This is a genomic window from Pseudomonas sp. FG-3G, assembly GCF_901007645.1.
GTDB lineage: Bacteria > Pseudomonadota > Gammaproteobacteria > Pseudomonadales > Pseudomonadaceae > Aquipseudomonas > Aquipseudomonas rhizophila.
In genome coordinates, this window is the sequence record NZ_CAAKGZ010000020.1 from 164,094 (window position 1) to 189,680 (window position 25,587).

A 25,587-nucleotide genomic window follows, 5' to 3' on the forward strand; every position below is an offset into this window, starting at 1 on the left:
GACTTCGTTAAGAAACGGCCTCGATACTTTCTCCCCATACCCAAGGGAGAACGTTGACCCATGCCCGATTCTGACTGGAACATCCATCTACCGCTGGCTTTCGGCAATGCCGGCCAGCCGGTTCGCCACTTGCACCGGGCTATGCCGGGAGAGCCCCGCCGGGATGAGTTCGAAGCCTTCATCCACCGGCGTTTCCACCAGGCGCACGGCGCCGAGATTCGTCACTTCATGCCCGAACTGTTCGGGCTCGATGATGCTGACGGCAGGCTTTGCGCCGTGGCAGGCGTGCGTCTGGCCGCCCAGGGACCGCTGTTTCTCGAGCATTATCTGGACGATCCCATCGAGCCTTTGATCAAGGCCGATGCAGACTGCGCAGTGGATCGCGCCGGCATTGTCGAAGTTGGCAATCTGGCCGCCAGCGACACCGGCAGCGCTCGCCTGAGCATTATCGCGATCACCTATCTGTTGGCGATGGGCGGGCTGGAGTGGGTGGCGTTCACCGGCAATATCGGCCTGGTCAACAGTTTCCATCGCCTTGGCCTCAAGCCCGTGACCCTGTGTCCGGCCGACCCGCAGCGCCTGGGGGAAGACCGTCACCTCTGGGGCCGCTACTACGAGAGTCAGCCATGGATTCATGTCGGCAACATCCGTGCAGGCTTCGTTCATCTGCGCGACGCCGGTCTGTTCGACCGCCTGGGGTTCTCACAGACTTACGGGGAGGCGTGCCATGTTGCCTGAAGTGGAGCGCTTCAAACTCACCCTGCGTGAGCATGCCCAACGCAAGGGCTACGCCGTGGCGCTGTGGGGCGATAACTTGCGGCTGGACTACGCCACGCTTTATTCCGAAGTGGTGTACCGCCAGCAACGCCTGCGCGATGAACACATAAAGGTTGTTGCCCTGGCCCTGGATAACGGTGTCGAAGCCATGCTTTGGGACCTGGCGGCTTTGTTCGAAGGTCTGGCTTGCGTCATCCTGCCGGGCTTTTTCAGTCCGGCTCAACGCTTGCACTGCCTGGAGCAGAGCCAGGCGCAGCGGGTGATTGCCGAGCCGGGACTGGCCACCGAACTCCAGGCCGCCGGTTACCACTACAGCGGCGAGTTCTGGCACAAAGATTACCTCGGACCGAGCCGCCTGCCGGCGGGCACCGCCAAGCTGACCTTTACCTCGGGCACCACCGGCACGCCAAAAGGTGTCTGCCTGAGTGCCGACAGCCTGCTGCGGGTCGCCCGTGAGCTGGAACAGGCCAGTCAGCCGGTCAACCCAAGGCATCATCTGGCGCTGCTGCCCCTGGCGGTGCTTCTGGAAAACCTCGGGTGCTACGCGGCGCTGTATGCCGGGGCGATGCTCAGCCTGCCTGGCCAGAAAACCCTTGGCATCCAGGGCGCCAGTGGCGTCGACCCGGCGCGCCTGTTGGCGTGCCTGACCGAGCGCCGGGCGCAGAGTCTGATCCTGGTTCCACAATTGCTGCTGATGCTGGTCACGGCCGCCGAGCAGAAAGCGTTCTACCCACACGCTTTGCGGTTCGCCGCCGTGGGCGGTGCGCGGGTATCCCATGATCTTCTGCAACGAGCCCAGCGTGCTGGCGTGCCGGTATTCGAAGGCTACGGGCTGTCGGAATGCGCTTCGGTGGTGTGCCTCAACCGCCCACAGGCCAACCGCGCCGGCAGTGTCGGTCAGCCGTTGCCCCATGTGCAGGTTCGTCTGGCCGAAGACGGCGAAGTCATGATCAAGGGCTCGACCTTGCTCGGATACCTGGGGGAGCCTCCGCCGCCCGACGACTGGTGGCCCAGCGGCGACTTGGGGGAGTTCGACGCCGACGGGTTCCTGTACCTGCGCGGGCGCAAGAAGCACCAATTCGTCACCAGCTTCGGTCGCAACGTTAACCCTGAGTGGGTCGAAGCCGAACTTACCCAAGGCGGCACCATCAGTCAGGCCTTCGTCTATGGCGAAGCCTTGCCGCGCAACCATGCATTGCTGTGGCCCACCCGCGCTGACTGCTCTGATCAAGCGCTGGATCTGGCGGTGAGCAAGGCCAACGAGGCGTTGCCCGATTACGCGCAGGTCCATCACTGGACGCGACTGGCGCACCCCTTCACCGCAGCCAACGGCCTGCTCACCGCCAACGGCCGACCGCGCCGTGAAGCGATTGTCGAGCATTACCGCGGGTTGTTCAGCGAATCCATTCTGTCCGAGGAATATCCGTCATGAGTTTTTTCGACACGTTGCAAGAAGCCACCCATCAGGAACGTCAGACGCTGTTCAACCTGCCGATCATCCGTGACGCCCTCGACGGCCAGGTCAGCCTGGCCAGTTACCGGGCGTTTCTGATCCAGGCCTACTACCACGTGCGCCACACCGTACCGTTGATGATGGCTTGCGGTGCACGCCTGCCAGCGCACCTGGAATGGCTGCGCAAGGCCGTGTGCGAGTACATCGACGAGGAATACGGTCATGAGCAATGGGTGCTGGATGACATCGCCGTGTGTGGAGGCGACAAGGATGCGGTGCGTGATGGTCAGCCGTCGCTGCCTATCGAGTTGATGGTCAGTTACCTGTATGACTTGATCGCCCGGGGCAATCCGGTGGGGCTGTTCGGCATGGTCAACGTGCTCGAGGGCACCAGCATCGCTCTGGCGACCCACGCCGCCGACGCCATTCGTGAACACCTGGAACTGCCGCCCACCGCTTTCAGCTACCTCAGCTCCCACGGGTCGCTGGATATCGAGCACATGCAGACCTATCGCGGCCTGATGAACAAGCTGGAGGATCCGGCCGACCAGGCGGCGGTGATCCACGCCTCCAAAGTGGTGTACACGCTCTACACCGAGATGTTCCGGGGCCTGCCCCGTGACGAGGGGGACCAGCATGCGCCTGTGTGACGCCCGGATCGTCTTGACCGGTGCCAGTGGCGGAATTGGCCTGGCCATCGCCCAGGCCCTATGCGCCAGTGGCGCTCGGGTGTTGGCCGTGGCCAGGCATCGCGAAGCGCTGGAACCCTTGATCGAACGCTACCCGCAGCAGTTGTACTGGGTTGGCGCAGACCTGACTGTGCCAGGTGATCGGCGCAAGGTGCTGGCCGCCGCCGAGGCCTTGGGCGGCATCAACCTGCTGATCAATGCCGCCGGTGTTAACCACTTTGCCATGCTCGAACAACTCGAGGACAGTGAGATCGACGCCATGCTGGCGTTGAACATCAGCGCGCCGATCTGTTTGAGCAAACTGTTGCTGCCACTGCTTAAACAGGCCGCCAGCGCCATGGTGGTCAATGTCGGCTCGACCTACGGCTCGATCGGCTACCCAGGCTACGCCAGTTACTGTGCCAGCAAGTTCGCCCTGCGCGGGTTCTCCGAAGCACTGCGCCGGGAATTGGCGGACACCCGTGTCGGCGTGCTCTACGTGGCGCCCCGGGCTACACGTACGTCGATGAACAGCCCGGCGGCCCAAGCCCTCAACCAGGCGCTCAAGGCCAACGTCGATGACCCACACGCCGTGGCGTCGGCGGTCATACATGCCATTACCGGCGACCGTCGCGAGCTGTATCTGGGCTGGCCCGAGCGTTTTTTCGTCGGCCTCAACAGCCTGCTGCCCAACCTGGTGGACCGTGGCCTGCGCAAGCAACTGCCACTGGTTCGCCGTCTGAGCCATAAACCTGAGAACGAGCACCTCAAACCATGAAAAAAATTCTGATCTGTTTGCTGTTCGGCGCCCTGGCTCAAAGCGCCTGGGCCTTGGATGACGCCGACCAGCAGCGTCTCACAGGCATCCAGCAAAGCTGGGCGCATATTCAATATGAGTTGCCTGAGGGGCAGCGTGCCGATGCCTTTGAAAAACTCGCCGCCCAGGCTTCGGCGTTCAAGCAGCAACGCCCGTCAGTGGCCGAGGCCTGGATCTGGTCGGGCATTGTCAAAAGCAGTTGGGCAGGGGCCGCAGGCGGGATCGGTGCGCTGGGCAAGGTCAAGGACGCCAAGGCCGATCTGGAACAGGCCCTGGCCCTGGATCCCAAAGCCTTGCAAGGCTCGGCCTACACCAGCCTCGGCGCACTCTATGATCGGGTTCCCGGCTGGCCCTTGGGGTTTGGCGACTCGGACAAGGCCGAGCAACTGCTCCAGCAGGCGCTGCAACTGAACCCAAACGGCATTGACAGTCTGTACTTCTGGGGCGATCACCTCTACCGTCAGAAACGCTACGCTGAAGCCCGGGTTGCCCTGCAAAAAGCCTTGCAGGCAGCGCCACGGCCCGGCCGGGAAACCGCTGACGCGGGGCGCCGCAAGGAAATCGAAGCGTTGCTGGTGGATGTGAACAAAAAACTTGGCTGAGAGGAGTGTGCGTGCGCTTATTACTGATCGAGGATGACGTGGCCCTGGGCGAAGGCATCCATCAGGCCCTGAGCCGCGAAGGCTATACCGTAGACTGGTTGAAGGACGGGAGCAGCGCCTTGCACGCACTGCTCAGCGAAACCTTTGACCTGGCTGTGCTTGACCTGGGCCTGCCACGGATGGACGGCCTGCAGGTGTTGCGTCGCTTGCGTGACAGCGGTTCCAACCTGCCGGTGCTGATCCTCACCGCCCGGGACGCCACCGAAGATCGCATTGCCGGGCTCGATGCCGGGGCCGACGACTACTTGATCAAACCCTTCGATCTGGCGGAACTCAAGGCCCGGTTGCGGGCCTTGTTGCGCCGCAGCGCCGGTCGTGCCCAGGCGCTGATCGAGCATGCCGGCATCAGCCTCAATCCGGGGACCCAGCAGGTCAGCTATCAGGGCAACCCGGTGGCGTTGACGCCCAAGGAGTATCAGTTGCTCCATGAATTGCTGTCGCCGCCGGGCCGGGTCATGACGCGCGATCATCTGATGCAATTGCTTTACGGCTGGAACGAGGAGGCCGAGAGCAACACCCTGGAAGTGCATATTCACCACCTGCGCAAGAAATTTTCCACCGACCTGATCCGTACCATTCGTGGCGTCGGGTATCTGGTGGAGGAGCGCCGATGACTTCAATCCGGCGGCGCACCCTCACGCTGATCCTGGGGCTTTTGTTCGTTGGCCTGTTGATCATCACCGTATTCAATCTGCATGACAGCAACCACGAGATCGCTGAAGTCTACGATGCCCAACTGGCCCAGAACGCCCGGCTGTTGCAGGGTGTCATGCGCATGCCCATGGCCAGCAAGGAACATGCGCAGTTGTATCAGGCATTCAATTCGGCCTTGGCGTCGGCGGTTCCCAAAGTCGATGGACATCCCTATGAGAGCAAAATCGCCTTTCAGGTCTGGGATTCAAAAGGTGCGTTGCTGGTTCACACCTCCAGTGCACCGACATTCACCTCACCGCCGATTGCTCCTGGTTTCAGCGACGTGATAGACCAAAAGGACCGTATGTGGCGGGCGTTCGTACTGGATGATACACAGTACGGCCTGAAAATCTGGGTAGGGGAGCGTGATGATGTGCGGTCCGATCTGGTCGATCGTATTGTCCGTCACACGGTGGTGCCTAATCTGATCGGCAGCCTGATTCTTGCCGCCGTGATCTGGTTGGCCATCGGCTGGGGGCTCAAGCCTCTGGTCGACATGGCAGCCAAGTTGCGTGCGCGGCATCCGGGCTCACTGGAGCCTCTGCAATTGGTGCCGCTGCCCAGCGAACTGGAGCCCATGCAAGCGGCGCTCAATCGGGTGCTGGCGCAGATCCAGGAGTTGATGGGCCGTGAACGGCGTTTTATTGCCGACGCAGCCCATGAGATGCGAACCCCCCTGGCGGTGCTCAGGGTTCATGCGCAGAACCTGATGGAGGCGGGGAATGAGCAGAGCCGGCGTGAGTCCCTGCAACACCTGATCGTCGGAGTGGATCGCACCACGCGCCTGGTCAATCAGTTGCTCACCATGGCACGCCTTGAACCACAAGCCGGCGTGCCTGCACCCGCCGTGATCGATCTGCCCGCCACTGTGCGTGAAAGTCTGGTTCAGATGACTCCCTGGTTGCTCAGCAAGGGGCTGGAGCTGGTTCTGGACGTCAGTGATGACATCGACCCGGTGAGGATTGATCCGGTGTCCATCGATATTGCCTTGAACAACCTGGTGACCAATGCGGCCAACTTTTCTCCCCCCAACGGCTTGATCACGGTGCGACTGGCCCGACAGGGAGATCATTACGAGCTGGCGGTCGAGGATCAGGGGCCAGGCATAGACGAGGCCGAACGGGACCGGCTTTTTGAACGCTTCTACAGCCGCGGCAACGACCAGGGTGCTGGGTTGGGCTTGACGATCGTGCGGACCATCGCCAATCGGCTTGGCGGGCAGGTCCGGTTGGAGAATCGCCCCGAGGGAGGTCTGCGCGCCACGTTGCAGATGGGCCGTCTTTAACCTTGCTCGTCGCGTGCCGGTAGTGTTTGGGCATCGGATGGACCGACGAGGAAAGCGGCAATTTCGTTGACCGTGCTGCGGGCCGTGCGTGTTACGCCGATCAGCGTAGCGGAGGCCGCACCGGTCCATTCGCCATAGCCGACCAGCCATAGCCTGGGCTCTTGAATCGAATGAGTCCCGTCAACGTCCACGCGTCCTTCAGCGTTGAGCACACCCAGTGGCTCCAGATGCTGCAGGGCGGGGCGGAAGCCGGTGCACCAGATCACCACGTCCACCGCAGACTCGCTCCCGTCGGCCCAGATTACGCCGTTGCGGGTGAAGCGTTCGAAAGGTCGGACTGATTTGAGCGCGTTGCGCGACCGGGCCTCGACAACGGGCGGTACCATGACGATGTCACCCAGCCCACCCACGGGCTGTTCGATGACGCGACCTTCCTGTTGCGCTTTCCAGCGCTGCGTGGCGCGCTCGAACAACACCTGCCCATCCACTTCATCAGGCAGGAACAGGGGTTCAACAGGTGTTACCCATGTGGTTTCGGCAACCCTGGAAACCTCGGCCAGAATCTGCGCCCCTGAATTGCCGCCACCGATAACCAGGACTTTTTTTCCGGTGAACGGCTGCGCTTGGAGGTAGTTTGCCGAGTGCAGTTGTTGACCGGCGAATAATCCCTCGCCGGGGTAGTGGGGGATGAACGGGGTACTCCAGGTGCCGGTGGCGCTAACCACAACCTTGGCGTCCCAATGTCTATCGTACGCCTTAATCCGCAACCCGGTTTCTGTACGCTCTACAGAGGTGACGCGCACGGGACGCACGATGGGCAATTGATAGCGCTGTTCGTACTGCTTGAGGTAGTCGATCACATGGTCGCGTGATGGGTAGCCATCCTGCGTGGGCGGCATCATCCAGCCTGGGATCGAGCTCCAGGTGGCGGGGGAGAATAGACGCAAAGAATTCCAGCCATGGCGCCAGGCACCTCCTGGCCCTTGCTCGGCATCGAGAATGACGAACGAAAGTCGGGTGCGCCGCAGGAAATACGCCACCGCCAAGGCGGATTGGCCTCCACCGACAATCACCACGTCATATTGACTGGCAGTGGCAGGCGAATGAGTCATGACGGTGGTCTCCGATTGAGGTGGGAAAACAAGCCGGTGTAATGGCTGACAGTACCGTCATTTGCAGGCGCGGCAGCACCCGCCTCAGCAGCGTTTGCAGGTCCTGATGCCCAGTAATGTATAGACCGGGCAGAAACGGAAGATCCCCGTGGCCAGCGGCACCAGGCCGATCCAGCCCCACAAGCCGATCACGCCGCTCAGGCTGAGGGCAATGAGGACAAGTCCCGCGGCAATACGCAAGCTACGGTCGATGGTTCCGATATTGGCTTTCATGACGATCTCCCGATCAGTGAGTGCGCCGGTTCTCCAGCGCGGTGAACAACAACATGCCAGCCAGCATGGCCGCCATGAATACGATGATTTGCCAGTGCCCGGTGAGCAGGATCGCCACGGCGGGCCCCGGACAGATACCGGCTATCCCCCAACCGATGCCAAACAGCAGGCTGCCGCCGATCAGGCGAGGGTCCAGCTCACGCTTGATCGGCAATTGCATCGGGTTTCCCAGCACCGAACGGGTCTGGCGGCGGGCCCAGGTCAGTGGGCCGATCGCGACACCAATCGCTGCGAGCATGACCAGGGCCAGGGAGGGGTCCCAAGTGCCGGTCACATCCAGGAACGCCAAGACTTTGCTCGGATTGGCCATGCCCGCCAGGAGCAGACCGAAGCCGAACACCAGACCGGCCATGAATGCAGTCAGTTTGAGCATGTTCAACCCTCCAACACATGACGCAGGACAAAGACCGTGGCGAAACCGCTGAACATGAAACATGCCGTGGCGATCATCGAACGCGGTGAAAGGCGCGACAGGCCACATACGCCGTGGCCGCTGGTACAGCCCGACCCGTAGCGGGTGCCGATGCCCACCAGCAGGCCGGCGACGCTGAGGCCGAGCCAGCCGCTCTGAAACTCGATCTGCGGCAACGCGGTGAATAGGCCCCATAGCAGCGGCGCAACGAGCAGCCCCAACAGAAACAGCGCTTTCTCGCTAACCCCCTCGCTACCACGCTGCAGCAGGCTGCCGAGTAAACCGCTGATGCCGGCGATACGCCCATTGGCGACAACGAAAAGGCTGGCAGCCAAACCAATCAACGCACCGCCGGCAAGGGCTGACCAGGGCGTGAAGTTGAGCCAGTCAATGTTCATGAGATTTCTCCGATACAAACCACGTTGAGACTCCAGCAGGCGATTAACCCAGGGCTTTTACAACCAATGCCAGGGCCACCAGCGCAGCCAGAATGGCGAAGCCTTTTTGCAGATAGGGCTCCGGCAGCCGGGCGGCGAGCAAGCGGCCGCCGGTCATTCCCAACAATGCGCCAAGGGTAAAAGGTACGGCAATCGCCCATTGCAAATGACCCGCCGCCGAGCTCGCCACCACGCCGGAAATTGAAACCAGGGCAATGACCGTCAGCGACGTGGCGAGCACCGATTGGGTGGACAGATTGGTGTAGCGCTGGAGTGCCGGGACCATGACAAAACCGCCGCCCACACCCAGCAGGCCGGACAGCGCGCCGGCGACCATGCCGGATACCGCAAGCGCCCAGGCACAGGGTGCGGTCCAATGGAGCTTGCCGCGGTTTTCGTCCAGTACACAAGGCGGGGGTTTGCGCTTCGACGTGGCTTTGCAATCTGCGCGCGAGGGCAATGATTTTTGAAAGGCTCGGAAGGCCACGTACATCAATAGAAGGGCAAACAGGACCGCCAAAGGACGGTTGGGCGTGCGCTGAGCCAGCCAGATCCCCAGTGGAGAACAGATGATGCCCGCGCCTGCGGTCAGCAGCGCAGCCTTATAGCGTACGGTGCCGTTTCTAAGGCCCATCACTGCACCCAGGGACGCGGCCAAACCCACCGCCATCAAGCCGATGGGCCCGGCTTCGGCCATGCTCAGGCCCGCGCCGAAGACCAGCAGGGGAACCGCCAGTATTCCCCCGCCAGCGCCCGTCAGCGCCAGAATCACACCCACGGTCAGGCCGAGCAGCAAGATGACGATCATCCCTCTCTCCTTGCCTTGAGGTCTGGTTTCATAGATCCGCCAACTCCGGTTTAGCCAGCCACTCATGTCCCTTGAGCATGCCCTTCCAATACAACGGAGGGAGAATCCGCTCCTTGAGTAGCCAGGCCAGCCGCGATGGTCGGGTACCGTCAATCAGCCAGGACGGGAAGCTGGGGGCGACGGTGCCGCCATAGGTGAACTCCGCCAGGACGATCTTGCCCCGTTCGACTGTCAGCGGACAGGAGCCGTAACCGTCGTAATGAGCGTTGCCCTTGGCTTTGCCCATGGCTGCCAGCACGTTATGGGCGACCACGGGCGCCTGCTTGCGAGCGGCCGCGGCGGTCTTGGCATTGCTGGAGTTGGTGGCGTCGCCCAGTGCGTGAATATTCGCCCAGGTTTTATGGCGCAGCGTGTCGGGGTCGACATCAATCCAGCCAGCGGCATCGGCGAGGGGGCTGACGCGGATAAAGTCTGGCGCAATCTGTGGGGGCACCACATGCAGCAGGTCGAAGTCGCGCGTGACAAGCTGGCGTGTGCCATCGGGCTGGGCGCAACTGAAGGTGGCGGTTCGCGCGGGACCGTCAACGCTCGTCAGCGTGCTGCCGAAGTTCAGGTCGATGCCATAGGCGCGGATGTACTCCATCAGGGCCGGCACGTAATCGGGCACGCCGAACAGCACTGCTGCGGCACTACAGAAATCGATCTTGATGTTGCCGAGTACCCCTTCACGCCGCCAGTGGTCGGCAGAGAGATACATGGCTTTTTGCGGCGCCCCGGCACATTTGATCGGCATCGGCGGTTGCGTGAAGATGGCCCGGCCACCGCGCAGTTGCTGCACGCACTCCCAGGTATAGGGGGCGAGGTGATACAGGTAGTTGGATGTAACGCCGTTGCGACCCAATGTCTGCGGCAGACCTTCAATGGCATTCCAGTTGAGTTTCAGGCCAGGGCATACGATCAGTTGTTGATACTTGACGACTCTGCACCCATCGAGAATGAGCGCATCTTTCTCGGGTTCAAAAGCGGCCACGGCGGCTTTGATCCAGTGCACGCCGCGAGGAATGGTCGAGCCCATCGTATGGGCGGTCCGGGGGGCATCGAAGACACCGCAACCGACCAGCGTCCAGCCGGGCTGGTAATAATGCACATCTGCCGGGTCAATGATGGCGATGTCGAGCCCCGGTTCCCTGGCCAATAAGCTGGATGCCGCCGCAATGCCCGCTGCGCCGCCCCCGATAATGACCACCGCATGTTCGGCCTCGGCCACTTCGATCGGGGTCTGCCCCTTGTTTGCAATCCGGCGGATAACGCCTTTCATGTCAAACCCGGCATCTTTGGCTGTTTCGACGATCTGCGGCAGAGGAAGCAGGTTCGCTTGTGACAGCGCCCACATCGTTGTCGAACGCATGCCGGAGCGGCAATACGCCAACACCGATTTTGGCAGCGATTCAAATAGCCGGCCGAAGGCAACGCCTTGCTCGTCGGTGACCTTGCCCGATTCCGCGGGAAGATAGTGAGCTTCAATGCCCATCGCTTCAGCCGCGCGCTTGATTTCGGCAAACAAGGGTTGATCGCTGCCTTCGCCATCCGGGCGATTACACACGATGGCGCGAAAGCCGGTGTTTTTCAGTTCCGTCAATTGATCGGGGAAAATCTGCTCCGATACCGCTAAGCCTGGCGCAAGGTGGCGGATGTCCATGGTGGTCTCCGTGATGGGATTTTCTTATAGGGGGAGGGGACGTCAGAGCACGTTGAGCGGGATCTTCAGATAGCGTGTGCCGTTCGATTCCGGCTCAGGAAAGTGTCCGGCGCGCATGTTCACCTGAACCGATGGCAGGATCAGCGTCGGCATTTCCAACGTGCTGTCACGCTTGGTGCGCATGGCCACGAACTCTTCTTCACTGATGCCGTTGCGCACATGGATATTGTCGGCGCGCTGCTCGGCAACGGTACTGGCGAACAGTACCTCGCGGCCGTCGGGCTGGTAGTCGTGGCACATGTACAGCACCGTATCGGCCGGCAGGCTCAGTACCTTGTTGATGGACCGGAACAAGGTGCGGGCATCGCCACCAGGAAAATCACAGCGCGCCGTACCGTAGTCGGGCATGAACAGGGTGTCGCCGACGAATGCCACCGTTTGCCTGGCGTCGCTGACGACGTACGTCATGCAGGCGGGTGTATGGCCCGGCGTATGCAGTGCGCGGCATTGCAGCGAACCGATGGAGAACGTGTAGTCATTGACGAACAGATGATCGAACTGACTTCCATCCTGGGCCATGTCATCACCGGTATTGAACAGCGTGCCAAAGGCTTGCTGCACGGTGGTGATGCGACTGCCGATGCCGATCTTGCCTCCCAGCTTTTCTTTGAGGTAAGGCGCTGCCGTGAGGTGGTCGGCGTGGACATGGGTTTCAAGAATCCATTGAACCTTGGCGTCCAGCTCGGCCACCCTGGCGATCAACGTGTCGGCAGACGTCGTCGTGGTATGGCCGGACTTGGGATCGTAATCCAGTACGCTGTCCACGAGTGCGCAGTGGCGGGTCGCCTGATCAAGCACGATATAACTGACAGTATGAGTATCGGGATCGAAAAATCCTTCGACGTGCAGTGTAGCGGTCATGATCGGTCTCCTGGTCTTGTTGCCGACTGGTTTAACCTGACATAGCAATAAGTCTGCCATGGACCGAGTGAGCGAAAAATCATAGCTATCTATTTGAATTTGTTGTGTTTATTTTTGTAGGTTGGATGCGGCATTTTCACGCACACGAATAAACAACTGCCATTGGCAGTGTTTGTTGGCATAGTGGCAGTGTCGCTTGCGTCCGGATGAATCCACAGGAACCCCGATGAGCACTATCCTGCCAACCCCGAACAATTCGATCCCCCCGCCGGACCAGGTGCAGTCTCTGGTTTCGTTTCTCGAGCACGAGCCGCAGCCGATGATCGTGCTGGACCCGGACTACAACATTCTGGCGGCGAACACCGCCTATCGGCGCCAGTTCGGCAGTGCCGATCAACCGTTTATTGGTCATAAGTGCTATCGGATTTCCCATCATTACGATGTGCCTTGCGATCAGGCGGGGGAGAACTGCCCGATGAAGAAGGCCAGGGAAATGCGCGGCCCGGATCGAGTCCTGCACATTCACCACACCCCCCGCGGGCCTGAACATGTCGACGTGGAGCTGCGGCCGATCCTCAATGACCATGGCGACATAACCGCTTATGTGGAGCGCCTTACCCTGGTACGCAGCGCCTCAGCACGGCCCAGCAATGAGGGCCTGGTGGGCAGCTCTCCGGCGTTCAACCGTGCACTGTCGGAACTGCAGCGGGTCGCGCCGTCCATGTTGCCGGTGCTGCTGCTGGGAGAGTCGGGGACGGGTAAGGAACTGTTTGCCCGTGCGGTCCATGAAACCAGCGAGCGGGCCAACGGGCCCTTTGTGGTAGTGGACTGTTCCGGGTTGACTGAAACGCTGTTTGAGAGCGAACTGTTCGGCCACGAGAAAGGCGCATTCACCGGGGCCACCCTGCGCAAGCAGGGCCTGGTCGAAACAGCCCAGGGCGGTACGCTGTTTCTTGATGAAATCGGCGACGTTCCCCTGGCCATGCAGGTGAAACTGCTCAGGCTGATTGAGTCGGGAACCTATCGCCGTGTTGGCGGCGTGGAAACCTTGCATGCCGATTTCCGATTGGTTGCCGCCACCCATAAGCCCTTGGAACAGATGATGGCCCAGGGTGAGTTCAGGCAAGACCTGTACTACCGCATCAGCGTATTTCCCATTCATTTACCGCCTCTGCGCAATCGCATGGAGGACATCGCGCTGCTGGTCAATTCGTTATTGCAACGTTCCGGTACGGGCAAGCGCCGGCTGACCATCGACGCCGATGCCTTGATGCAACTGCAGCGATACTCCTGGCCGGGCAATATCCGCGAGCTTCGTAATGTGCTGGAAAGAGCCAGCCTGTTTGCCGATGACGGGGTCATTCATTCCGTGCATTTACCCCAGGTCCCCGATGCGACAGCCCAACGACTGGCTAACCCGGCTGGTGCTGATGGCCACTCGTTGGCCCAGATCCTGTCTGCGTTCAAAGGGACCCGCAGTGAGCTGGCCCGGCACTTGGGTATCAGCGAACGGACTTTGTACCGGCGCTTGAAAGAGCAGGGTTTGGCCTGATCAGCCGCTATGACACCTGACTGCCAATCACTGCCGTCATGGCAGATTGGCAGGCTCTGAGGTTGGCGCAAAATCCCCCTTCTCCCAGGTTACGTTCCTAATCGGCTGTTATTTAACGATAAAAACCTGACCCTGAGCCTTGGCATGGCGCGTGCTAACTGCACCGACATGACTATTTCCGACAAACGACTGCGCCGTCATCTGCTCACAGCAGTGCTTATCAAGCTGCTCGTGCTGGCAGTGCTGTGGTGGCTATTCATCCAGGATTTCCACGTCAGCGTCGATTCCAACGCGGTCGGCAACCGTTTCGGTGTACCCACCTCGGCTCAAGGGGCAAGCAAGTGATCTCAGAACAACTGGTGGATTTGTCGCGGCTGCAGTTCGCAGCCACGGCGCTTTATCACTTCCTTTTCGTACCGCTCACCGTTGGCATGGTGTGGCTGCTGGTCATCATGGAAAGCGTCTATGTGATGACCGGTAACGTCATCTGGAAAGACATGACGCGCTTCTGGGGCAAGCTATTTGGCATCAACTTCGCGCTGGGGGTGACCACCGGGATCACCCTGGAATTTCAGTTCGGCACCAACTGGGCCTACTACTCGCACTATGTCGGTGACATCTTCGGTGCACCGCTGGCAATCGAAGGCTTGATGGCGTTCTTCCTCGAATCGACCATGATCGGGCTGTTCTTTTTTGGTTGGGACCGTCTCAAGAGACAGCATCACTTGCTGGTCACGTTGTTGATGGCAATCGGCACAAACCTGTCGGCGCTGTGGATCCTGATCGCCAATGGCTGGATGCAGAACCCGGTGGGCTCAGAGTTCAGCTACATCACCATGCGCATGGAAATGGTCGATTTCTGGACGGTGGTGTTCAATCCGGTGGCCCAGGCCAAGTTTGTCCATACGGTTTCGGCCGGGTATGTCACCGGTTCGATGTTTGTGCTGTCGATCTCCAGTTGGTATTTACTCAAAAATCGTGATGTCGAGTTTGCCAAACGTAGCTTTCGGGTCGCCGCAGCGTTCGGCCTGGCCTCTGTGCTGAGCGTCATCGTACTGGGCGATGAGTCCGGTTACACGGTGGGGGAGGCGCAGCAGACCAAGCTGGCGGCCATGGAGGCCATGTGGGAAACAAAGCCCGCGCCGGCTGGCCTGACGCTGATCGCGAGCATCGATGAAGCTCAATCCCGAAATAATTGGGAGGTCGAGGTGCCATGGTTGATGGGCCTGATCGGGACCCGCTCGGTCAGCCAGCAGATTCCCGGCATTCATGAGATCAAGGAAAAGAACCGCGCCCGAATCATCCGCGGTATTAGCGCAGTCAATGCGCTGGAAGCACTGAGAGCCAATCGCAGCGATCCGGCGGCGTTCAAGACGTTCGAAGAATACAAAGCTGACCTGGGCTTCGGGTTGCTGCTCAAGCGCTATGTCGAGGACGTCAATCAGGCCACGCCGGCCATGATCGAAACCGCGGTGAACGATACGGTTCCGCGCGTGACGCCTATGTTTTGGGCGTTCCGGATCATGGTCGGCCTGGGTTTTGCGATGCTGATGCTCTTTGCACTGGCATTCTGGAGCACGCTGAAGTCGAACCGCACCCGCCACCGAGGGTTGTTGCGTTGGGCACTCTACATGCTGCCGGCGCCCTGGATCGCCTGTGAACTGGGCTGGTTTGTCGCCGAATACGGCCGTCAGCCCTGGACGATCTACGGCGTATTACCGACCCACATGAGCGTGTCCACGCTCAGCGTCAACAACCTGTATGGCTCGCTGGCCGGGTTCATCGTTTTCTACACCGTCTTGCTGGTGGTGGAAATGTTCCTGATGGTCAAGTTCGCCCGCCAAGGGCCCGGCAGCCTCGGTACAGGCCGTTATGTTCACGACGCTCATCTGAAGGAGCTTCACCATGCTTGATTACTTCACCCTGAAAATAATCTGGTGGGCGTTGGTCGGCGTCCTGCTGATCGGTTTTGCGATCATGGATGGTCATGACATGGGCGTCGGCACGCTGCTGCCATTCGTTGGCCGCAATGACCTGGAGCGGCGCGTTGTCATCAATACTGTCGGGCCGCATTGGGATGGTAATCAGGTCTGGTTCATCACCGCTGGCGGCGCCTTGTTCGCGGCCTGGCCTGTGGTCTACGCCACTGCCTTCAGTGGTTTCTACTGGGCGATGATTCTGGTGCTCTGGGCGTTGTTCTTCCGCCCGGTGGGGTTTGACTACCGTAGCAAGATCCACAACGCCACCTGGCGCAGCACCTGGGATTGGGGGCTCTTTATCGGAGGGGCGGTGCCTCCGCTGGTGTTCGGGATTGCGTTTGGCAACTTGCTGCTGGGCGTGCCGTTTCACTTCAATGACTATCTGGTGTCTACCTACACTGGCAGTTTCTGGCAACTGCTCAATCCTTTCGCGCTGCTGTCCGGTGTTGTGAGCAGTGCAATGATCACCCTGCAGGGCGGCACTTATCTGGCCCATCGCACTGAGGGGATTATCCAGTCCCGGGCAGTAAAAGGTGCGGTGGCGGCGGCGATCGTGCTGGTGTGCTCATTCATCGTGGCCGGCATTTGGCTGCAATGGATTGACGGCTACCGCATCACCTCGCTCGTTGATACCGCGGCGCTGCCGGACATCCTCAGCAAGACTGTGGTACGTGAACCTGGCGCCTGGATGGCCAACTACGAACGCTATCCATTGCTTTGGCTGCTGCCCGTCCTTGGATTGGGCGGGGCTATAGCTGCCGCGTTCTTGTTGATGGTGCGCCGTACGCTGTCGGCGTTTGTCGCCTCATCGCTTGCGGTGATTGGCGTGATCAGCACGGCAGGCGTCTCAATGTTTCCGTTCATCATGCCTTCATCAACCATGCCCGCGGCAAGCCTGACGGTGTGGGACAGCGTCTCCAGCCACCTGAGCCTGGCGATCATGTTCTGGGCCACGTTGATCTTCATGCCCCTGATCGTGATTTATACCTCTTGGGCGTATCGCGTCATGAGCGGAAAAGTCACCGCTGCCCAGATCAAAGCCAACGAGCATTCGGCCTACTAGTGCCGGCAAAGGAGCAAAGAATATGTGGTATTTCGCCTGGATGTTGGGAGTCGGCTTTGCGCTGTTGCTGGCGATATTGAATGCAATGTGGGGGGAGAACGAAGCGAACCGGGCCTTGAGTGACAATGACGAGCAGCAGCGATGATTCAGCAACGCTCAGATACCCAGCCGTCTTCACGCATTCATCTGGCGAGTCTGATGATCGCCATCACCATCATGCTTGCCTGCACACTGTACCCGCCGATGATGGCAACCCCGGAGGGTAAAGCTGATCACGCACTGGCGGGTGCTTTGTTTGCGGCGATGAGTGTGGCTTTCGTCAGGGGCGTGGGTTTTATCCCGCGCCGGTGGCTCTGGCGCTGGCTGTTTTCAGGTTGGACCTGTACTGCGGCATTGGTGCTGGCCGGATGGCTGATGTTCGTGCGGTGAAGGCGGGCTTACGTTCAATAACGCTGCACGAGAACGGCGACAGTAGTATTGGCTGCGCCGTTCATTCAGTTCCCTGGCCAAGTATCACGCCGTTCACTTCTTTGCCATAAAGATTGATCCCGTCATTGGCATGGAATTTCAACCGGGTCTGCTCGATAGAACCGGCAATCATCCTGGGGTCTTTCGGCCGTTCGTGGCTGTTCATGTAGGCAGCAACGTGCCAGGCCTCATCGGCGGACAGGGTGGCGCCTTTACCTAATGGCATATTCGACTTTATGAACCCGGCTGCGGTATTGATACGATGCATCCCCGCGCCCCAATTGAATGAGTCTTTGCCCCATAACGGTGGGAATACGTAATCGCTCCCGGCCTTTTGGCCTTCGCCCTCGTTGCCATGACACACCGCGCATTGCTGGGCATAGATGACCTTGCCCTTGGCCACATCGAAGCCTCCCGCCGGTTGTGGCACCTCAGGATAAGCTCGCCCGGGCAGTTCCTGGCCTAGCGGTGCTCCTGTTGCCAACCAGTAGGAAAAGGCAGTCAGGGCGGCGATGACCTGCCCGTCGGCCGGAGGCGGTTTTCCGTTCATGCTGAACTCAAAGCAGCCTTGTAGGCGCTCGGCGTAGGTATTGACCTTGTCGTTCTTTTTTCGATAAGCCGGGTACATCGTGTAAGCCGCCCAAAGGGGCGCCGAGTCGGCTTTTCTGCCTTGGTCCAAATGACAATTGGTGCAGTTCATCCCGTTTCCCACGAACTCGGGGGCGTTGGCTTTGGTATCGACAAAGATCGCATGCCCTTGCCGCACCAAACGGCCAAAGGCGTTATCAGGCAGCGTGTCCTCTGCTGGCGGAATAAATGTCGCCGTCCGCTGTTGTGGGGTGTCTGGGCCGGGCAAAGGGGGCGATGCACCTGCCACATCAGCAGCGCCAGCCATTGATACCATGTTGAAACTGATGAGTGCCGCGATGAATGATTTCATGGCCAGACCTCTATTGACTGAGCTCAGCGAAATACCGGGAAACAGCCTCGACCTCGGCTTCAGTGAGGGACCTCGCGATGTGGCCCATGAGATCGTCTGGATCATTTTTCCGGGTCTTCTGCCGCCAGGCATTCAGTTGCGAGACCAGGTACTGAGCCGATTGGCCCGCCAGCGGTGGAAAAGAGGCACCGACCCCGATTCCGCCAGGGCCATGACAGGAGACGCACTCGGGTATGTTTCGATCCCATGCGCCTCTCAATGCCAGGGTCTGCCCCAGGCCCTTGGCCGCCTGCGCACGATTGATGGGTTTGACAGGTGGGCCTGGCATGTTGGCGAGCATGCTGGCGAGGGCTTGTACCTCGTCCTCGCTCAATGCCTGGGCGATAGGAAGCATGATTGGGTTGGCCCTGGAGCCTGAGCGAAAATCCGCGATTTGTTTTGAGAAGTACTCAGCAGGTAACCCTGCAAGCCTTGGGAAGCCAGCCGCGGGCATCCCTGTACCGTCCGCACCATGACAGGTTGAACAGGCAATGGCGGCGGGGTTGGTCCCGCCCTGGGTGAAGGTCTTTTGCGCGTCAGCTGCATAAGCGGATGTTGCCAGCGCACCGGATAAAGCAAGGACTGATCCCCATCGCGACATACCCATCGTTCTGCCTCGCAGACGTTATGGGGGACAGGCCCCCTGGTGCGCCATCAACTGCAACTCACCCTCGGTTATTTGACCAAGGTAATCGGGATACTGGACAGCTGGATCACTTTGGCCGCGACAGAGCCCAGGAAAATGCCTTCGAGAAAACCACTGCCGTGCGAACCCAGGATGATGCTGTCGCACCCCAAGGATTTGGCGCACGCCACGATTCTGCTGGCCGCGTCGCCGTGCAGTGTATGGAAAGTAAAGGCGATGCCTTGCTGTTTCAGAAGAGCGATTGCCTTATTCGCATCTTCGGCACTTTTGCCGTCGTAGTAACGGTCAAGTTCATCCTTGCTCATGGTTTGCGCGATGCGAGTGGGTAAAAATGACTGCACATTGACCAGGTGCACCTCCACGCTGCCTCCCAGCAATCCGCCGTCCCGGATCAGTCCAATGAGGTAATGCACCACACGTTCGGAGTGCTCTGAACCATCGACAGCGACCAATACTTTGTGCATTTTCCGAATCCTCTTTCAGTAACATCCAGCGGCTGGTCGAACACCATGCCAGCCGCAGCGTCAGGGTGACTTCGGGGTCTGTCCCACTATGAGCGTAGCGCCCTTGGGGTCGGTTAACCGTAGCCGAATCTGTTTTTCAGTTTCGATGATCGCAAAGAGCGCGATGCCCACTGCGATAATCAATAGCCCATCCATAAAGGGGATCGCTTGAGTGGCAAACACCCTTTGCAGGGGCGGCGCGTAGGTGATGGCGAACTGAGCGAAGGTTACCACTGCAACGGTCAGCCACACGACCTTTGTGCCTCTGACAGCCTTCCAGGTCAGTGAAGTGCCATAAAGATTGCGAATGAAGAATAGATGGAATATTTCCATCACCACCAGCGTGTTGACGGCGATGGTGCGGGCCAACTCCACCGGGTAGCCTCGGTCGAGTGCGTAGGTAAAAATGCCGTAGACACCGCAAAGAAACAGGATCGAAACCAGCACCATGTGCCAGATCAACGCGCCGCTTATCAACGGCTCGTGCCTTGAGCGCGGCGGCCTGCGCATGGTGTTTTCTTCGGTCGGCTCGAACGCCAGGGCGATACCCAGCGTTATGGCGGTAATCAGGTTGATCCACAAGATTTGAATCGGTGTCACCGGCAGGGTGAGGCCAAACAGCAGCGCGACAATGATGGTCATGGTTTCGCCCGCGTTGGTGGGCAACGTCCAGCTCAGCACTTTCTTGATGTTGTCGTAGACCGTCCGCCCTTCACGTACGGCGGCCACGATGGAGGCGAAGTTGTCATCGGCCAGTACCAGGTCCGCCGCCTCTTTTGCCGCCTCACTGCCTTTGTCACCCATGGCGATGCCGGCGTCGGCGCGTTTGAGCGCGGGTGCGTCGTTGACCCCGTCGCCGGTCATGGCCACGGTCATGCCGTTCGATTGCAGCAACATCACCAGCCGTAGCTTATGTTCAGGGCTGGTGCGGGCGAAGATATTCACGTCCTTGAGCGCTTCTTTGAGCGTGCCGTCGTTCATCGCGTCCAGGTCGACGCCCGTCAGCACCTTGTCGGGATTTTGCAGGCCGATTTGCGCGCCGATCGCGGCGGCGGTGCCGGAGTGATCGCCGGTGATCATCTTGACTGCGATACCGGCAGCCTGGCATTGCTGGACCGCCTGGATCGTCTCGGGGCGAGGCGGGTCAATCATGCCTGTCATGCCAAGCAGGGTCAGCGAACCCTGCACGTCGCCAAACTCCAGAACGGTGTGCTCGGACGGCACGGGGCGGCTGGCAAACGCCAGCACGCGCTGACCTTTGCCGGCAATGGTGTTTGCCTGTTGGTGCCAGTAGTCAGCATTGAGCGGCTCCGTGGCGCCGGTACTGCCACGCTGCTGCGCGCACATGGCCAGGATCTGTTCCGGCGCGCCTTTTACATAGATTGACGCCTGTCGCTCATGGTTGTGGTGCAACGTCGCCATGAAGCGGTGTTTGGCGTCAAACGGAATCGCATCGGTGCGGGGCCAGGTGCGTCGTTCTTCTTCGCCATCGATTCCGGCTTTCACGGAAAACGCCAGCAGTGCGCCCTCCATGGGATCGCCCTCGACCTTCCATGTGGCGTCGTGCAGTCTCAACACCGCGTCATTGCAAAGCGCGGCGGCGCGTCCCAGTTCGGCTAACGTGGGGTGATTGGAGGTGTCGATCAACTGGTCAGCCAGGTTCATGTTTCCCGACGGCTGATAACCGGCACCGTCGACCGTGAACGTCAGATCACGGGTGACCACTGATGCGACCATCATTTCGTTGCGGGTGAGGGTGCCGGTCTTGTCCGTGCAGATGACCGAAACCGATCCCAGGGTTTCGATGGCGGGCAAGCGGCGAACGATGGCGTTGCGACGGGCCATCGCGCGAACCCCGACCGCCAGGGTAATGGTGAGAACGGCGGGCAGTCCTTCGGGGATGGCAGCGACCGACATGCCCACCACCACCATGAAGATTTCGTTGAATGCGTAATGGCCGACAAAATGACCGTAAACCAGTAACAGCCCGGCGACGAGCAGAATCAGGATCGTCAGCCAGCGCGCGAAGACGTTCATTTGCTGGACCAATGGCGTGGTCAGTGTCTCGACTTCCGACAACAGATTGCTGATGCGCCCGATCTCGGCGGCGGTCGCGGTTGCAACGACAACCCCGGTGGCCTGTCCGCAGGTCACCAGGGTTCCACTGAAGGCCATGCAGGCACGATCACCCAGGGGCGCTCCAAGGCGCACAGGTTCAGTGTGCTTTTCCACGGCGGCGGATTCACCGGTCAGGATGGCTTCCTGGATCTGCAGCCTGTTGGCGTGCAGCAAGCGAAGGTCTGCCGGGACTTTATCGCCGGCCTCCAACAAGACGATATCGCCGGGTACCAGCGCTTCACCCGCGATGCTCAAACGTTCACCAGCACGAATCACGGCGGCGCGGGGCGCCAGCATCTGCCGGATCGCGTCCATGGCTTTTTCCGCTTTGCCCTCCTGGACATAGCCAATGATGGCGTTGGCCACCACCACCGCCAGAATGACCACCGTATCCCAGAGGTGTTGCAGCAGCGCGGTGATCACCGCAGAGCCCAGCAGCACGTAAATCAGGATATTGTGAAACTGCAACAGAAAACGCAGCCACGCCGGTCGCCGCGCCGACTCCGGCAGGCGATTGAAGCCTGTGCGCGCAAGCCGGGCTTGAACTTCTGCATCGTTCAGCCCGGTGTGCTCATTGACCTCCAGCCGTTCGAGCACCTGCTGCGCAGGCAACGTGTACCAAGCCTCGGCATCTGTGGGAATCGGATCCCGCTCGGTCGGTGCGTTGCTCGCTCGGTTCATCAGGCCGCTATCCCTGCGCTCATTATGCTGTTGGTATTCATGCGTTCAATCGAACTGCTGCGGTGCAATCACCCACAAGCTGCACGGCATCTTGTACAGCAGGCCTTCCACGGTGCTGCCGATCAACTTGTCCAAACCTTTGTAGCGCACGCGCCCCATGACAATGACATCCATGTCATGGGATGCCGCGTAGCTGGCCAATACCTTGGCCGGGTCGCCCATGACCATGCGTCGTTGTTCCGGCGCGATGCCGTTGCGCTCGGCCAACGCGTCAAACGCCTCGCCCTGGGATTCATAGAGCTGCCGGGCCAGGGTGGAAGAAAAGAACATCGAGCCGCTGCCGAAACCATATTCGGAGGCGGTGATGGACGACAGGTCATAGGCGTAGATGACTTCCAGGCTCGCGTCGCAGGAGGTGGCCAGTTTGTTGGCTTCGCTCAGGATCCGGTCGTTGAGGCCTTCGTAGCGGCCGTCGAGATGAAAGGGGTCAATGGCCGCCAGAATCTTGCGCGGACGGGCGTGAGTGACTTTGTTGACGAAATGCAACGGCACTTCGCTTTCGCGCAGCAGGTGCACATCCAGCGGGGTGAACATCAGGCGCGAGAACCAGGATTCATGCTCCACCGTCTTGATCAGGGCATCCATCGGCTGCTCCTTGAGGTGGACCAGAATCTCCTGCAGCGGTCGCTCGACCCACGCCACTTCGGTCGTGACTTCAATGCCCAGCTTGCGCAGTGGCCGGGCCTGGTCTTCCAGCCAGTGGCGATGGCGTTCAACGTAACCCAGGCGCATCTGTTCCAGGGCCTGCTCATTGACCAGGCTAGCGGTGGCCAGGCCTTCGAGGTAGTCGAAGGCAACGATATGCAGCGCGGCGCCTTCGGCCTTGGCCAGCGCCGCTGCCCGGTCGAAGGCCGGACTGTGTTCCATCAGCGGCGAGACGACCAACATCAAACGTGATTGCGTGGACATGACAAACCTCCCGAGCATGGACGTATGGGTACCCGACGGCCTTCGCGCCGCGTGGAGCCAGGGTTTGATCATGATCGTATCGGGCATCGGTCACTTGATTTGCATCAAGCTCATGCCAGAAGCGTGGCATCAATGCACACGACGCCTGGCAATAGCGCTATGTTTGATCATGAAATCCTCCCAGGGACTACCCTGGACTCAGGTACAACCGGAACACTCAGTATAGAACCGAGGCCATGAGCGAAACCCTGGGCTTTGCCAATGCCGCCGCTGCGCTCGGAATCGGCTTGTTGATTGGGCTAGAACGCGAGCGACGCAAAGGCGAGGGCGCTCGGCGCGACTTCGCCGGCCTGCGTACCTTTGCCATTACCTCGTTGCTGGGGTATGTCACGGTCCAGGCTGGCGGAGTCTTGCTGCTCGGGTTCGTGGCGCTTGCGCTGGGGGCACTGGTCACGGCGGCGTATTGGCGAAACCTCGACCAGGACCCCGGTATCACCAGCGAAGTGGCGTTATTCGCGGCGCTGGCGTTGGGGGCGCTCTGCATGACCGCCCCGGCCCTGGCGATCGCGATCGGCGTGGTGATGGCCGGTCTGCTCGCCAGCCGCCAGGCGCTGCACCATTTTGCCCGTAACCAATTGACCGCCGCGGAAATGCGTGACGGGCTGGTGCTGTTGATCGCCGCGCTGGTGGTGTTGCCGCTGGTGCCGGATCGCTTTCTCGGACCTTACGATGCGATCAACCTGCGCACCATCTGTATGTTGACGGTCATGTTGATGGCTGTGGGTGCGCTGGGGCATGTTGCGGTCCGTACCCTCGGCACTCACTACGGTTACGCCCTCAGCGCGGTTGCCTCGGGGTTCGCCTCGGCCACGCTGACCGTCGCCACCATGGGTAACATCGCCGCGAAAGAACCGGCCAATCTCAAGGTGCTGAGCGCCGCTGCCGTGCTATCCAATCTGGCGACAGTGGCGCAAATGGGGCTGATCCTCGGTGCCGTCGAACCGGCCCTGTTACTCTGGATGTGGGGCCCGTTGCTTTGCGGTGTATTGACAACATTGGTCTACGCCGGGGTGCTGATGTTTCCCCGACCCAGGGCTCGGGCGGATGAACCGATCAAGCGCGGCGGGGCCTTCAACCTCAAACTGGCCTTGACGGTAGTCCTGGCGATGGCCGGTATCACGCTCCTGTCGTCTGCGATGCTTGCCGAGTTCGGCCAGACCGGGGTAACCGTAACGGCGGTTTTCAGCGGGCTGGTTGATGCTCATGCTTCGATTGCCTCTGTTGCTTCCCTGGCGAAGGCCGGATTGTTACCCCTGGATGGCATCGCCATACCGGTCTTGATGGCGATGAGCAGCAATTCCCTGAGTAAATGCGTAGTGGCCTGGCTCAGTGGCGGACGGCGTTTCGCCGGGTATTTCATCCCCGGCCAGGTGCTGGTGACGCTGGGAATGTGGGCCGGCGTTCTGCTCCCGAATCTGTGAGCCTGTGTGGTGGCAGTTTGATGAAGATCAAGTCCTGCCCGTGGCATACGTTCATTCTGGAACCCTCAATCCTTTAAGTGGCTGCCGCCACGTGCCGAGGTGTTCCATGTCCCAGACCCAACGTTTGTTGTTATTGGCACCCGATGCCATGACCCGTTCGCCTGCGTTCGACCGCGCCACCGAACTGGCCCTGGCGCTGGATCTGCCCCTGCACATCGTCGCCATCGATTATCTGGAGGTGCTCTCGGTGGCCGGTCTTTTTGCGCCAGAACAAGTCAAGAAGGCCCGTGACGGGTATCTGGAAACGCACCGGCACTGGTTGTGGCAACAGGCTGAGCTGGCGCGCCGCCATGGAGTGGAGGCGACGAGCGAGGTGGTCTGGGGCAAAGACGCTTATCAGGCCTTGCAGCAGTACGTCAAAGAGATGCCACTGGCGCTGATCATCAAGGACGCCGAGCCTGAACCGGCGATGAAGCGGATTTTCTTCACACCCATGGACTGGCGCCTGCTGCGCGACTGTCCGGTGCCGGTGCACCTGGTCACCGACGCGCGTCATCCGCGGCCCCGGCAGGTCCTGGCGATCGTCGATGTGCTGCGCAGCGAGGAGCAGGACCTGGTGTTCAACGACCGGATCGTCGATGCCGCCGTGAAACTGGCCGATCAATGCAACGCCCAGGTTGAGTTGTTGCACGCCTTCGACTGGACGGCGGTGTACGCCGCCGACATGGGCGTGGGTGCGCTCCCGCTCGCCACTGGGCTCTATGAAGCATTGGGGCAGGCGCAGCACGAAGTGTTTGAATCCCTGGCCGAGCGTCACGGCGTGCCGCCGCAGCAGCGTCACTTCATCGAAGGTGCGCCGCTGAGCAGCATCTGCACATTCGCCACCGATCATCAGTGCGACGTCATTGTCATGGGCACGACACAGCATCGAGGTCTGGACAAGCACTTGGGCAGTACTGCCGAGCAGGTGCTGCAACGGGCACCTTGCAGTATATGGGCAATCAAGCCGGGCGAGTGACGGCAGGGTGACCTTGCGCGGGGCCTGGCCCCGGGTCCCGCGCAATGCACTGT

Annotated in this window: 27 protein-coding genes; 15 read left to right on the forward strand and 12 right to left on the reverse strand. The window is 60.4% G+C overall.

Going from position 1 to position 25,587, the window contains the following annotated elements:
* Window positions 1-60: 60 nt before the first annotated feature.
* Genes PSEUDOMOFG3G_RS10485 through PSEUDOMOFG3G_RS10515 form a run of 7 tightly spaced genes read left to right on the forward strand, consistent with a single transcriptional unit; the run spans window position 61 to window position 6,355 of the window.
* Window positions 61-738: a thermostable hemolysin gene (locus PSEUDOMOFG3G_RS10485; protein ID WP_139049877.1), complete on the forward strand. Its 678-nt coding sequence runs from the start codon at window positions 61-63 to the stop codon at window positions 736-738.
* Window positions 728-2,209, forward strand: a complete 1,482-nt coding sequence (locus PSEUDOMOFG3G_RS10490; protein ID WP_139049878.1) for an AMP-binding protein — start codon at window positions 728-730, stop codon at window positions 2,207-2,209. Before PSEUDOMOFG3G_RS10485 ends, PSEUDOMOFG3G_RS10490 begins: the two co-directional genes overlap by 11 nt.
* Window positions 2,206-2,880 (forward strand): TenA family transcriptional regulator, encoded by a 675-nt coding sequence (locus PSEUDOMOFG3G_RS10495; RefSeq protein WP_047225652.1) that lies wholly within the window; start codon window positions 2,206-2,208, stop codon window positions 2,878-2,880. The genes PSEUDOMOFG3G_RS10490 and PSEUDOMOFG3G_RS10495 overlap by 4 nt, the downstream gene beginning before the upstream one ends.
* The gene (locus tag PSEUDOMOFG3G_RS10500; protein WP_047225653.1) at window positions 2,867-3,676 is read left to right on the forward strand and encodes an SDR family oxidoreductase; all 810 of its coding nucleotides are present in this window, start codon (window positions 2,867-2,869) and stop codon (window positions 3,674-3,676) included. Before PSEUDOMOFG3G_RS10495 ends, PSEUDOMOFG3G_RS10500 begins: the two co-directional genes overlap by 14 nt.
* The gene (locus tag PSEUDOMOFG3G_RS10505) at window positions 3,673-4,317 is read left to right on the forward strand and encodes a tetratricopeptide repeat protein (protein WP_139049879.1); all 645 of its coding nucleotides are present in this window, start codon (window positions 3,673-3,675) and stop codon (window positions 4,315-4,317) included. The genes PSEUDOMOFG3G_RS10500 and PSEUDOMOFG3G_RS10505 overlap by 4 nt, the downstream gene beginning before the upstream one ends.
* An 11-nt stretch (window positions 4,318-4,328) precedes the next feature.
* Window positions 4,329-4,991, forward strand: a complete 663-nt coding sequence (locus tag PSEUDOMOFG3G_RS10510; RefSeq protein ID WP_047225655.1) for a response regulator — start codon at window positions 4,329-4,331, stop codon at window positions 4,989-4,991.
* Complete coding sequence (locus PSEUDOMOFG3G_RS10515) at window positions 4,988-6,355, forward strand: ATP-binding protein (RefSeq protein WP_047225656.1); 1,368 nt, start codon at window positions 4,988-4,990, stop codon at window positions 6,353-6,355. The genes PSEUDOMOFG3G_RS10510 and PSEUDOMOFG3G_RS10515 overlap by 4 nt, the downstream gene beginning before the upstream one ends.
* On the opposite strand, the gene PSEUDOMOFG3G_RS10520 is transcribed toward PSEUDOMOFG3G_RS10515, so the two are convergent.
* The 7 genes from PSEUDOMOFG3G_RS10520 to PSEUDOMOFG3G_RS10550 all read right to left on the reverse strand — a co-directional run bounded on the left by PSEUDOMOFG3G_RS10520 (window position 6,352) and on the right by PSEUDOMOFG3G_RS10550 (window position 12,077).
* A complete protein-coding gene (locus PSEUDOMOFG3G_RS10520) occupies window positions 6,352-7,467 on the reverse strand; it encodes an ArsO family NAD(P)H-dependent flavin-containing monooxygenase (RefSeq protein WP_139049880.1) in 1,116 nt (371 codons plus the stop codon). The two genes, PSEUDOMOFG3G_RS10515 and PSEUDOMOFG3G_RS10520, sit on opposite strands and share 4 nt — an antisense overlap.
* Before the next feature lie 84 nt (window positions 7,468-7,551).
* A complete protein-coding gene (locus PSEUDOMOFG3G_RS10525; protein WP_047225658.1) occupies window positions 7,552-7,740 on the reverse strand; it encodes a DUF2892 domain-containing protein in 189 nt (62 codons plus the stop codon).
* 13 nt (window positions 7,741-7,753) lie between these two features.
* Window positions 7,754-8,173, reverse strand: coding sequence for a DUF6691 family protein (locus PSEUDOMOFG3G_RS10530; protein WP_139049881.1), 420 nt, complete (start codon window positions 8,171-8,173; stop codon window positions 7,754-7,756).
* 2 nt (window positions 8,174-8,175) lie between these two features.
* On the reverse strand, window positions 8,176-8,610 hold the full coding sequence (locus PSEUDOMOFG3G_RS10535) for a YeeE/YedE family protein (protein ID WP_139049882.1): 435 nt from the start codon (window positions 8,608-8,610) through the stop codon (window positions 8,176-8,178).
* A gap of 43 nt (window positions 8,611-8,653) precedes the next feature.
* Window positions 8,654-9,457: a sulfite exporter TauE/SafE family protein gene (locus PSEUDOMOFG3G_RS10540; protein WP_139049883.1), complete on the reverse strand. Its 804-nt coding sequence runs from the start codon at window positions 9,455-9,457 to the stop codon at window positions 8,654-8,656.
* Between the two features lie 28 nt (window positions 9,458-9,485).
* Complete coding sequence (locus PSEUDOMOFG3G_RS10545) at window positions 9,486-11,156, reverse strand: bifunctional protein tyrosine phosphatase family protein/NAD(P)/FAD-dependent oxidoreductase (RefSeq protein ID WP_139049884.1); 1,671 nt, start codon at window positions 11,154-11,156, stop codon at window positions 9,486-9,488.
* A 42-nt stretch (window positions 11,157-11,198) separates the two neighbouring features.
* Window positions 11,199-12,077 (reverse strand): MBL fold metallo-hydrolase, encoded by an 879-nt coding sequence (locus PSEUDOMOFG3G_RS10550; protein WP_047225663.1) that lies wholly within the window; start codon window positions 12,075-12,077, stop codon window positions 11,199-11,201.
* 226 nt (window positions 12,078-12,303) lie between these two features.
* Between PSEUDOMOFG3G_RS10550 and PSEUDOMOFG3G_RS10555 the strand changes: the two genes are divergently transcribed.
* The 6 genes from PSEUDOMOFG3G_RS10555 (at window position 12,304) to PSEUDOMOFG3G_RS10580 (ending at window position 17,100) form a co-directional block, all read left to right on the forward strand.
* Entirely contained in the window at window positions 12,304-13,629 is a 1,326-nt protein-coding gene (locus tag PSEUDOMOFG3G_RS10555; protein WP_139049885.1) for a sigma-54-dependent Fis family transcriptional regulator, read from the forward strand.
* 144 nt (window positions 13,630-13,773) lie between these two features.
* The gene (gene cydP / locus PSEUDOMOFG3G_RS10560) at window positions 13,774-13,974 is read left to right on the forward strand and encodes a cytochrome oxidase putative small subunit CydP (protein WP_052915280.1); all 201 of its coding nucleotides are present in this window, start codon (window positions 13,774-13,776) and stop codon (window positions 13,972-13,974) included.
* A complete protein-coding gene (locus tag PSEUDOMOFG3G_RS10565) occupies window positions 13,971-15,542 on the forward strand; it encodes a cytochrome ubiquinol oxidase subunit I (RefSeq protein WP_047225665.1) in 1,572 nt (523 codons plus the stop codon). The genes cydP and PSEUDOMOFG3G_RS10565 overlap by 4 nt, the downstream gene beginning before the upstream one ends.
* The gene (gene cydB / locus PSEUDOMOFG3G_RS10570; protein WP_139049886.1) at window positions 15,535-16,671 is read left to right on the forward strand and encodes a cytochrome d ubiquinol oxidase subunit II; all 1,137 of its coding nucleotides are present in this window, start codon (window positions 15,535-15,537) and stop codon (window positions 16,669-16,671) included. The genes PSEUDOMOFG3G_RS10565 and cydB overlap by 8 nt, the downstream gene beginning before the upstream one ends.
* Window positions 16,672-16,693: 22 nt before the next feature.
* Window positions 16,694-16,816 carry a cytochrome bd-I oxidase subunit CydX gene (gene cydX, locus PSEUDOMOFG3G_RS10575; protein ID WP_047225667.1) on the forward strand — a complete coding sequence of 41 codons (123 nt, stop codon included), beginning with the start codon at window positions 16,694-16,696 and terminating at the stop codon, window positions 16,814-16,816.
* A complete protein-coding gene (locus PSEUDOMOFG3G_RS10580) occupies window positions 16,813-17,100 on the forward strand; it encodes a cyd operon YbgE family protein (RefSeq protein WP_047225668.1) in 288 nt (95 codons plus the stop codon). The genes cydX and PSEUDOMOFG3G_RS10580 overlap by 4 nt, the downstream gene beginning before the upstream one ends.
* A 61-nt stretch (window positions 17,101-17,161) precedes the next feature.
* Here the strand turns inward: PSEUDOMOFG3G_RS10580 and PSEUDOMOFG3G_RS10585 are convergent, their stop codons facing one another.
* The 5 genes from PSEUDOMOFG3G_RS10585 to PSEUDOMOFG3G_RS10605 form a co-directional block, all read right to left on the reverse strand.
* On the reverse strand, window positions 17,162-18,079 hold the full coding sequence (locus PSEUDOMOFG3G_RS10585) for a c-type cytochrome (RefSeq protein ID WP_139049887.1): 918 nt from the start codon (window positions 18,077-18,079) through the stop codon (window positions 17,162-17,164).
* Window positions 18,080-18,089: 10 nt separating this feature from the next.
* Entirely contained in the window at window positions 18,090-18,725 is a 636-nt protein-coding gene (locus PSEUDOMOFG3G_RS10590) for a cytochrome c (RefSeq protein ID WP_047225670.1), read from the reverse strand.
* Between the two features lie 68 nt (window positions 18,726-18,793).
* Complete coding sequence (locus tag PSEUDOMOFG3G_RS10595; protein ID WP_047225671.1) at window positions 18,794-19,228, reverse strand: universal stress protein; 435 nt, start codon at window positions 19,226-19,228, stop codon at window positions 18,794-18,796.
* Between the two features lie 60 nt (window positions 19,229-19,288).
* Window positions 19,289-22,066 carry a cation-transporting P-type ATPase gene (locus tag PSEUDOMOFG3G_RS10600; RefSeq protein WP_139049888.1) on the reverse strand — a complete coding sequence of 926 codons (2,778 nt, stop codon included), beginning with the start codon at window positions 22,064-22,066 and terminating at the stop codon, window positions 19,289-19,291.
* A gap of 45 nt (window positions 22,067-22,111) precedes the next feature.
* Complete coding sequence (locus tag PSEUDOMOFG3G_RS10605) at window positions 22,112-23,035, reverse strand: universal stress protein (RefSeq protein WP_139049889.1); 924 nt, start codon at window positions 23,033-23,035, stop codon at window positions 22,112-22,114.
* Between the two features lie 236 nt (window positions 23,036-23,271).
* Between PSEUDOMOFG3G_RS10605 and PSEUDOMOFG3G_RS10610 the strand changes: the two genes are divergently transcribed.
* Both PSEUDOMOFG3G_RS10610 and PSEUDOMOFG3G_RS10615 read left to right on the forward strand, forming a co-directional pair.
* Window positions 23,272-24,516 carry an MgtC/SapB family protein gene (locus PSEUDOMOFG3G_RS10610; RefSeq protein ID WP_047225674.1) on the forward strand — a complete coding sequence of 415 codons (1,245 nt, stop codon included), beginning with the start codon at window positions 23,272-23,274 and terminating at the stop codon, window positions 24,514-24,516.
* Window positions 24,517-24,622: 106 nt separating this feature from the next.
* Window positions 24,623-25,534 (forward strand): universal stress protein, encoded by a 912-nt coding sequence (locus PSEUDOMOFG3G_RS10615; protein ID WP_047225675.1) that lies wholly within the window; start codon window positions 24,623-24,625, stop codon window positions 25,532-25,534.
* Window positions 25,535-25,587: the final 53 nt, after the last annotated feature.

Bases quoted from the DNA above. Each gene is read 5' to 3' on its own strand.
- PSEUDOMOFG3G_RS10485 (WP_139049877.1), top strand. From the start codon at position 61: ATGCCCGATTCTGACTGGAACATCCATCTACCGCTGGCTTTCGGCAAT.
- PSEUDOMOFG3G_RS10490 (WP_139049878.1), top strand. From the start codon at position 728: ATGTTGCCTGAAGTGGAGCGCTTCAAACTCACCCTGCGTGAGCATGCC.
- PSEUDOMOFG3G_RS10495 (WP_047225652.1), top strand. From the start codon at position 2,206: ATGAGTTTTTTCGACACGTTGCAAGAAGCCACCCATCAGGAACGTCAG.
- PSEUDOMOFG3G_RS10500 (WP_047225653.1), top strand. From the start codon at position 2,867: ATGCGCCTGTGTGACGCCCGGATCGTCTTGACCGGTGCCAGTGGCGGA.
- PSEUDOMOFG3G_RS10505 (WP_139049879.1), top strand. From the start codon at position 3,673: ATGAAAAAAATTCTGATCTGTTTGCTGTTCGGCGCCCTGGCTCAAAGC.
- PSEUDOMOFG3G_RS10515 (WP_047225656.1), top strand. From the start codon at position 4,988: ATGACTTCAATCCGGCGGCGCACCCTCACGCTGATCCTGGGGCTTTTG.
- PSEUDOMOFG3G_RS10520 (WP_139049880.1), bottom strand. From the start codon at position 7,467: ATGACTCATTCGCCTGCCACTGCCAGTCAATATGACGTGGTGATTGTC.
- PSEUDOMOFG3G_RS10525 (WP_047225658.1), bottom strand. From the start codon at position 7,740: ATGAAAGCCAATATCGGAACCATCGACCGTAGCTTGCGTATTGCCGCG.
- PSEUDOMOFG3G_RS10530 (WP_139049881.1), bottom strand. From the start codon at position 8,173: ATGCTCAAACTGACTGCATTCATGGCCGGTCTGGTGTTCGGCTTCGGT.
- PSEUDOMOFG3G_RS10535 (WP_139049882.1), bottom strand. From the start codon at position 8,610: ATGAACATTGACTGGCTCAACTTCACGCCCTGGTCAGCCCTTGCCGGC.
- PSEUDOMOFG3G_RS10540 (WP_139049883.1), bottom strand. From the start codon at position 9,457: ATGATCGTCATCTTGCTGCTCGGCCTGACCGTGGGTGTGATTCTGGCG.
- PSEUDOMOFG3G_RS10545 (WP_139049884.1), bottom strand. From the start codon at position 11,156: ATGGACATCCGCCACCTTGCGCCAGGCTTAGCGGTATCGGAGCAGATT.
- PSEUDOMOFG3G_RS10550 (WP_047225663.1), bottom strand. From the start codon at position 12,077: ATGACCGCTACACTGCACGTCGAAGGATTTTTCGATCCCGATACTCAT.
- PSEUDOMOFG3G_RS10555 (WP_139049885.1), top strand. From the start codon at position 12,304: ATGAGCACTATCCTGCCAACCCCGAACAATTCGATCCCCCCGCCGGAC.
- cydP (WP_052915280.1), top strand. From the start codon at position 13,774: ATGGCGCGTGCTAACTGCACCGACATGACTATTTCCGACAAACGACTG.
- cydB (WP_139049886.1), top strand. From the start codon at position 15,535: ATGCTTGATTACTTCACCCTGAAAATAATCTGGTGGGCGTTGGTCGGC.
- cydX (WP_047225667.1), top strand. From the start codon at position 16,694: ATGTGGTATTTCGCCTGGATGTTGGGAGTCGGCTTTGCGCTGTTGCTG.
- PSEUDOMOFG3G_RS10580 (WP_047225668.1), top strand. From the start codon at position 16,813: ATGATTCAGCAACGCTCAGATACCCAGCCGTCTTCACGCATTCATCTG.
- PSEUDOMOFG3G_RS10585 (WP_139049887.1), bottom strand. From the start codon at position 18,079: ATGAAATCATTCATCGCGGCACTCATCAGTTTCAACATGGTATCAATG.
- PSEUDOMOFG3G_RS10590 (WP_047225670.1), bottom strand. From the start codon at position 18,725: ATGGGTATGTCGCGATGGGGATCAGTCCTTGCTTTATCCGGTGCGCTG.
- PSEUDOMOFG3G_RS10595 (WP_047225671.1), bottom strand. From the start codon at position 19,228: ATGCACAAAGTATTGGTCGCTGTCGATGGTTCAGAGCACTCCGAACGT.
- PSEUDOMOFG3G_RS10600 (WP_139049888.1), bottom strand. From the start codon at position 22,066: ATGAACCGAGCGAGCAACGCACCGACCGAGCGGGATCCGATTCCCACA.
- PSEUDOMOFG3G_RS10605 (WP_139049889.1), bottom strand. From the start codon at position 23,035: ATGTCCACGCAATCACGTTTGATGTTGGTCGTCTCGCCGCTGATGGAA.
- PSEUDOMOFG3G_RS10610 (WP_047225674.1), top strand. From the start codon at position 23,272: ATGAGCGAAACCCTGGGCTTTGCCAATGCCGCCGCTGCGCTCGGAATC.
- PSEUDOMOFG3G_RS10615 (WP_047225675.1), top strand. From the start codon at position 24,623: ATGTCCCAGACCCAACGTTTGTTGTTATTGGCACCCGATGCCATGACC.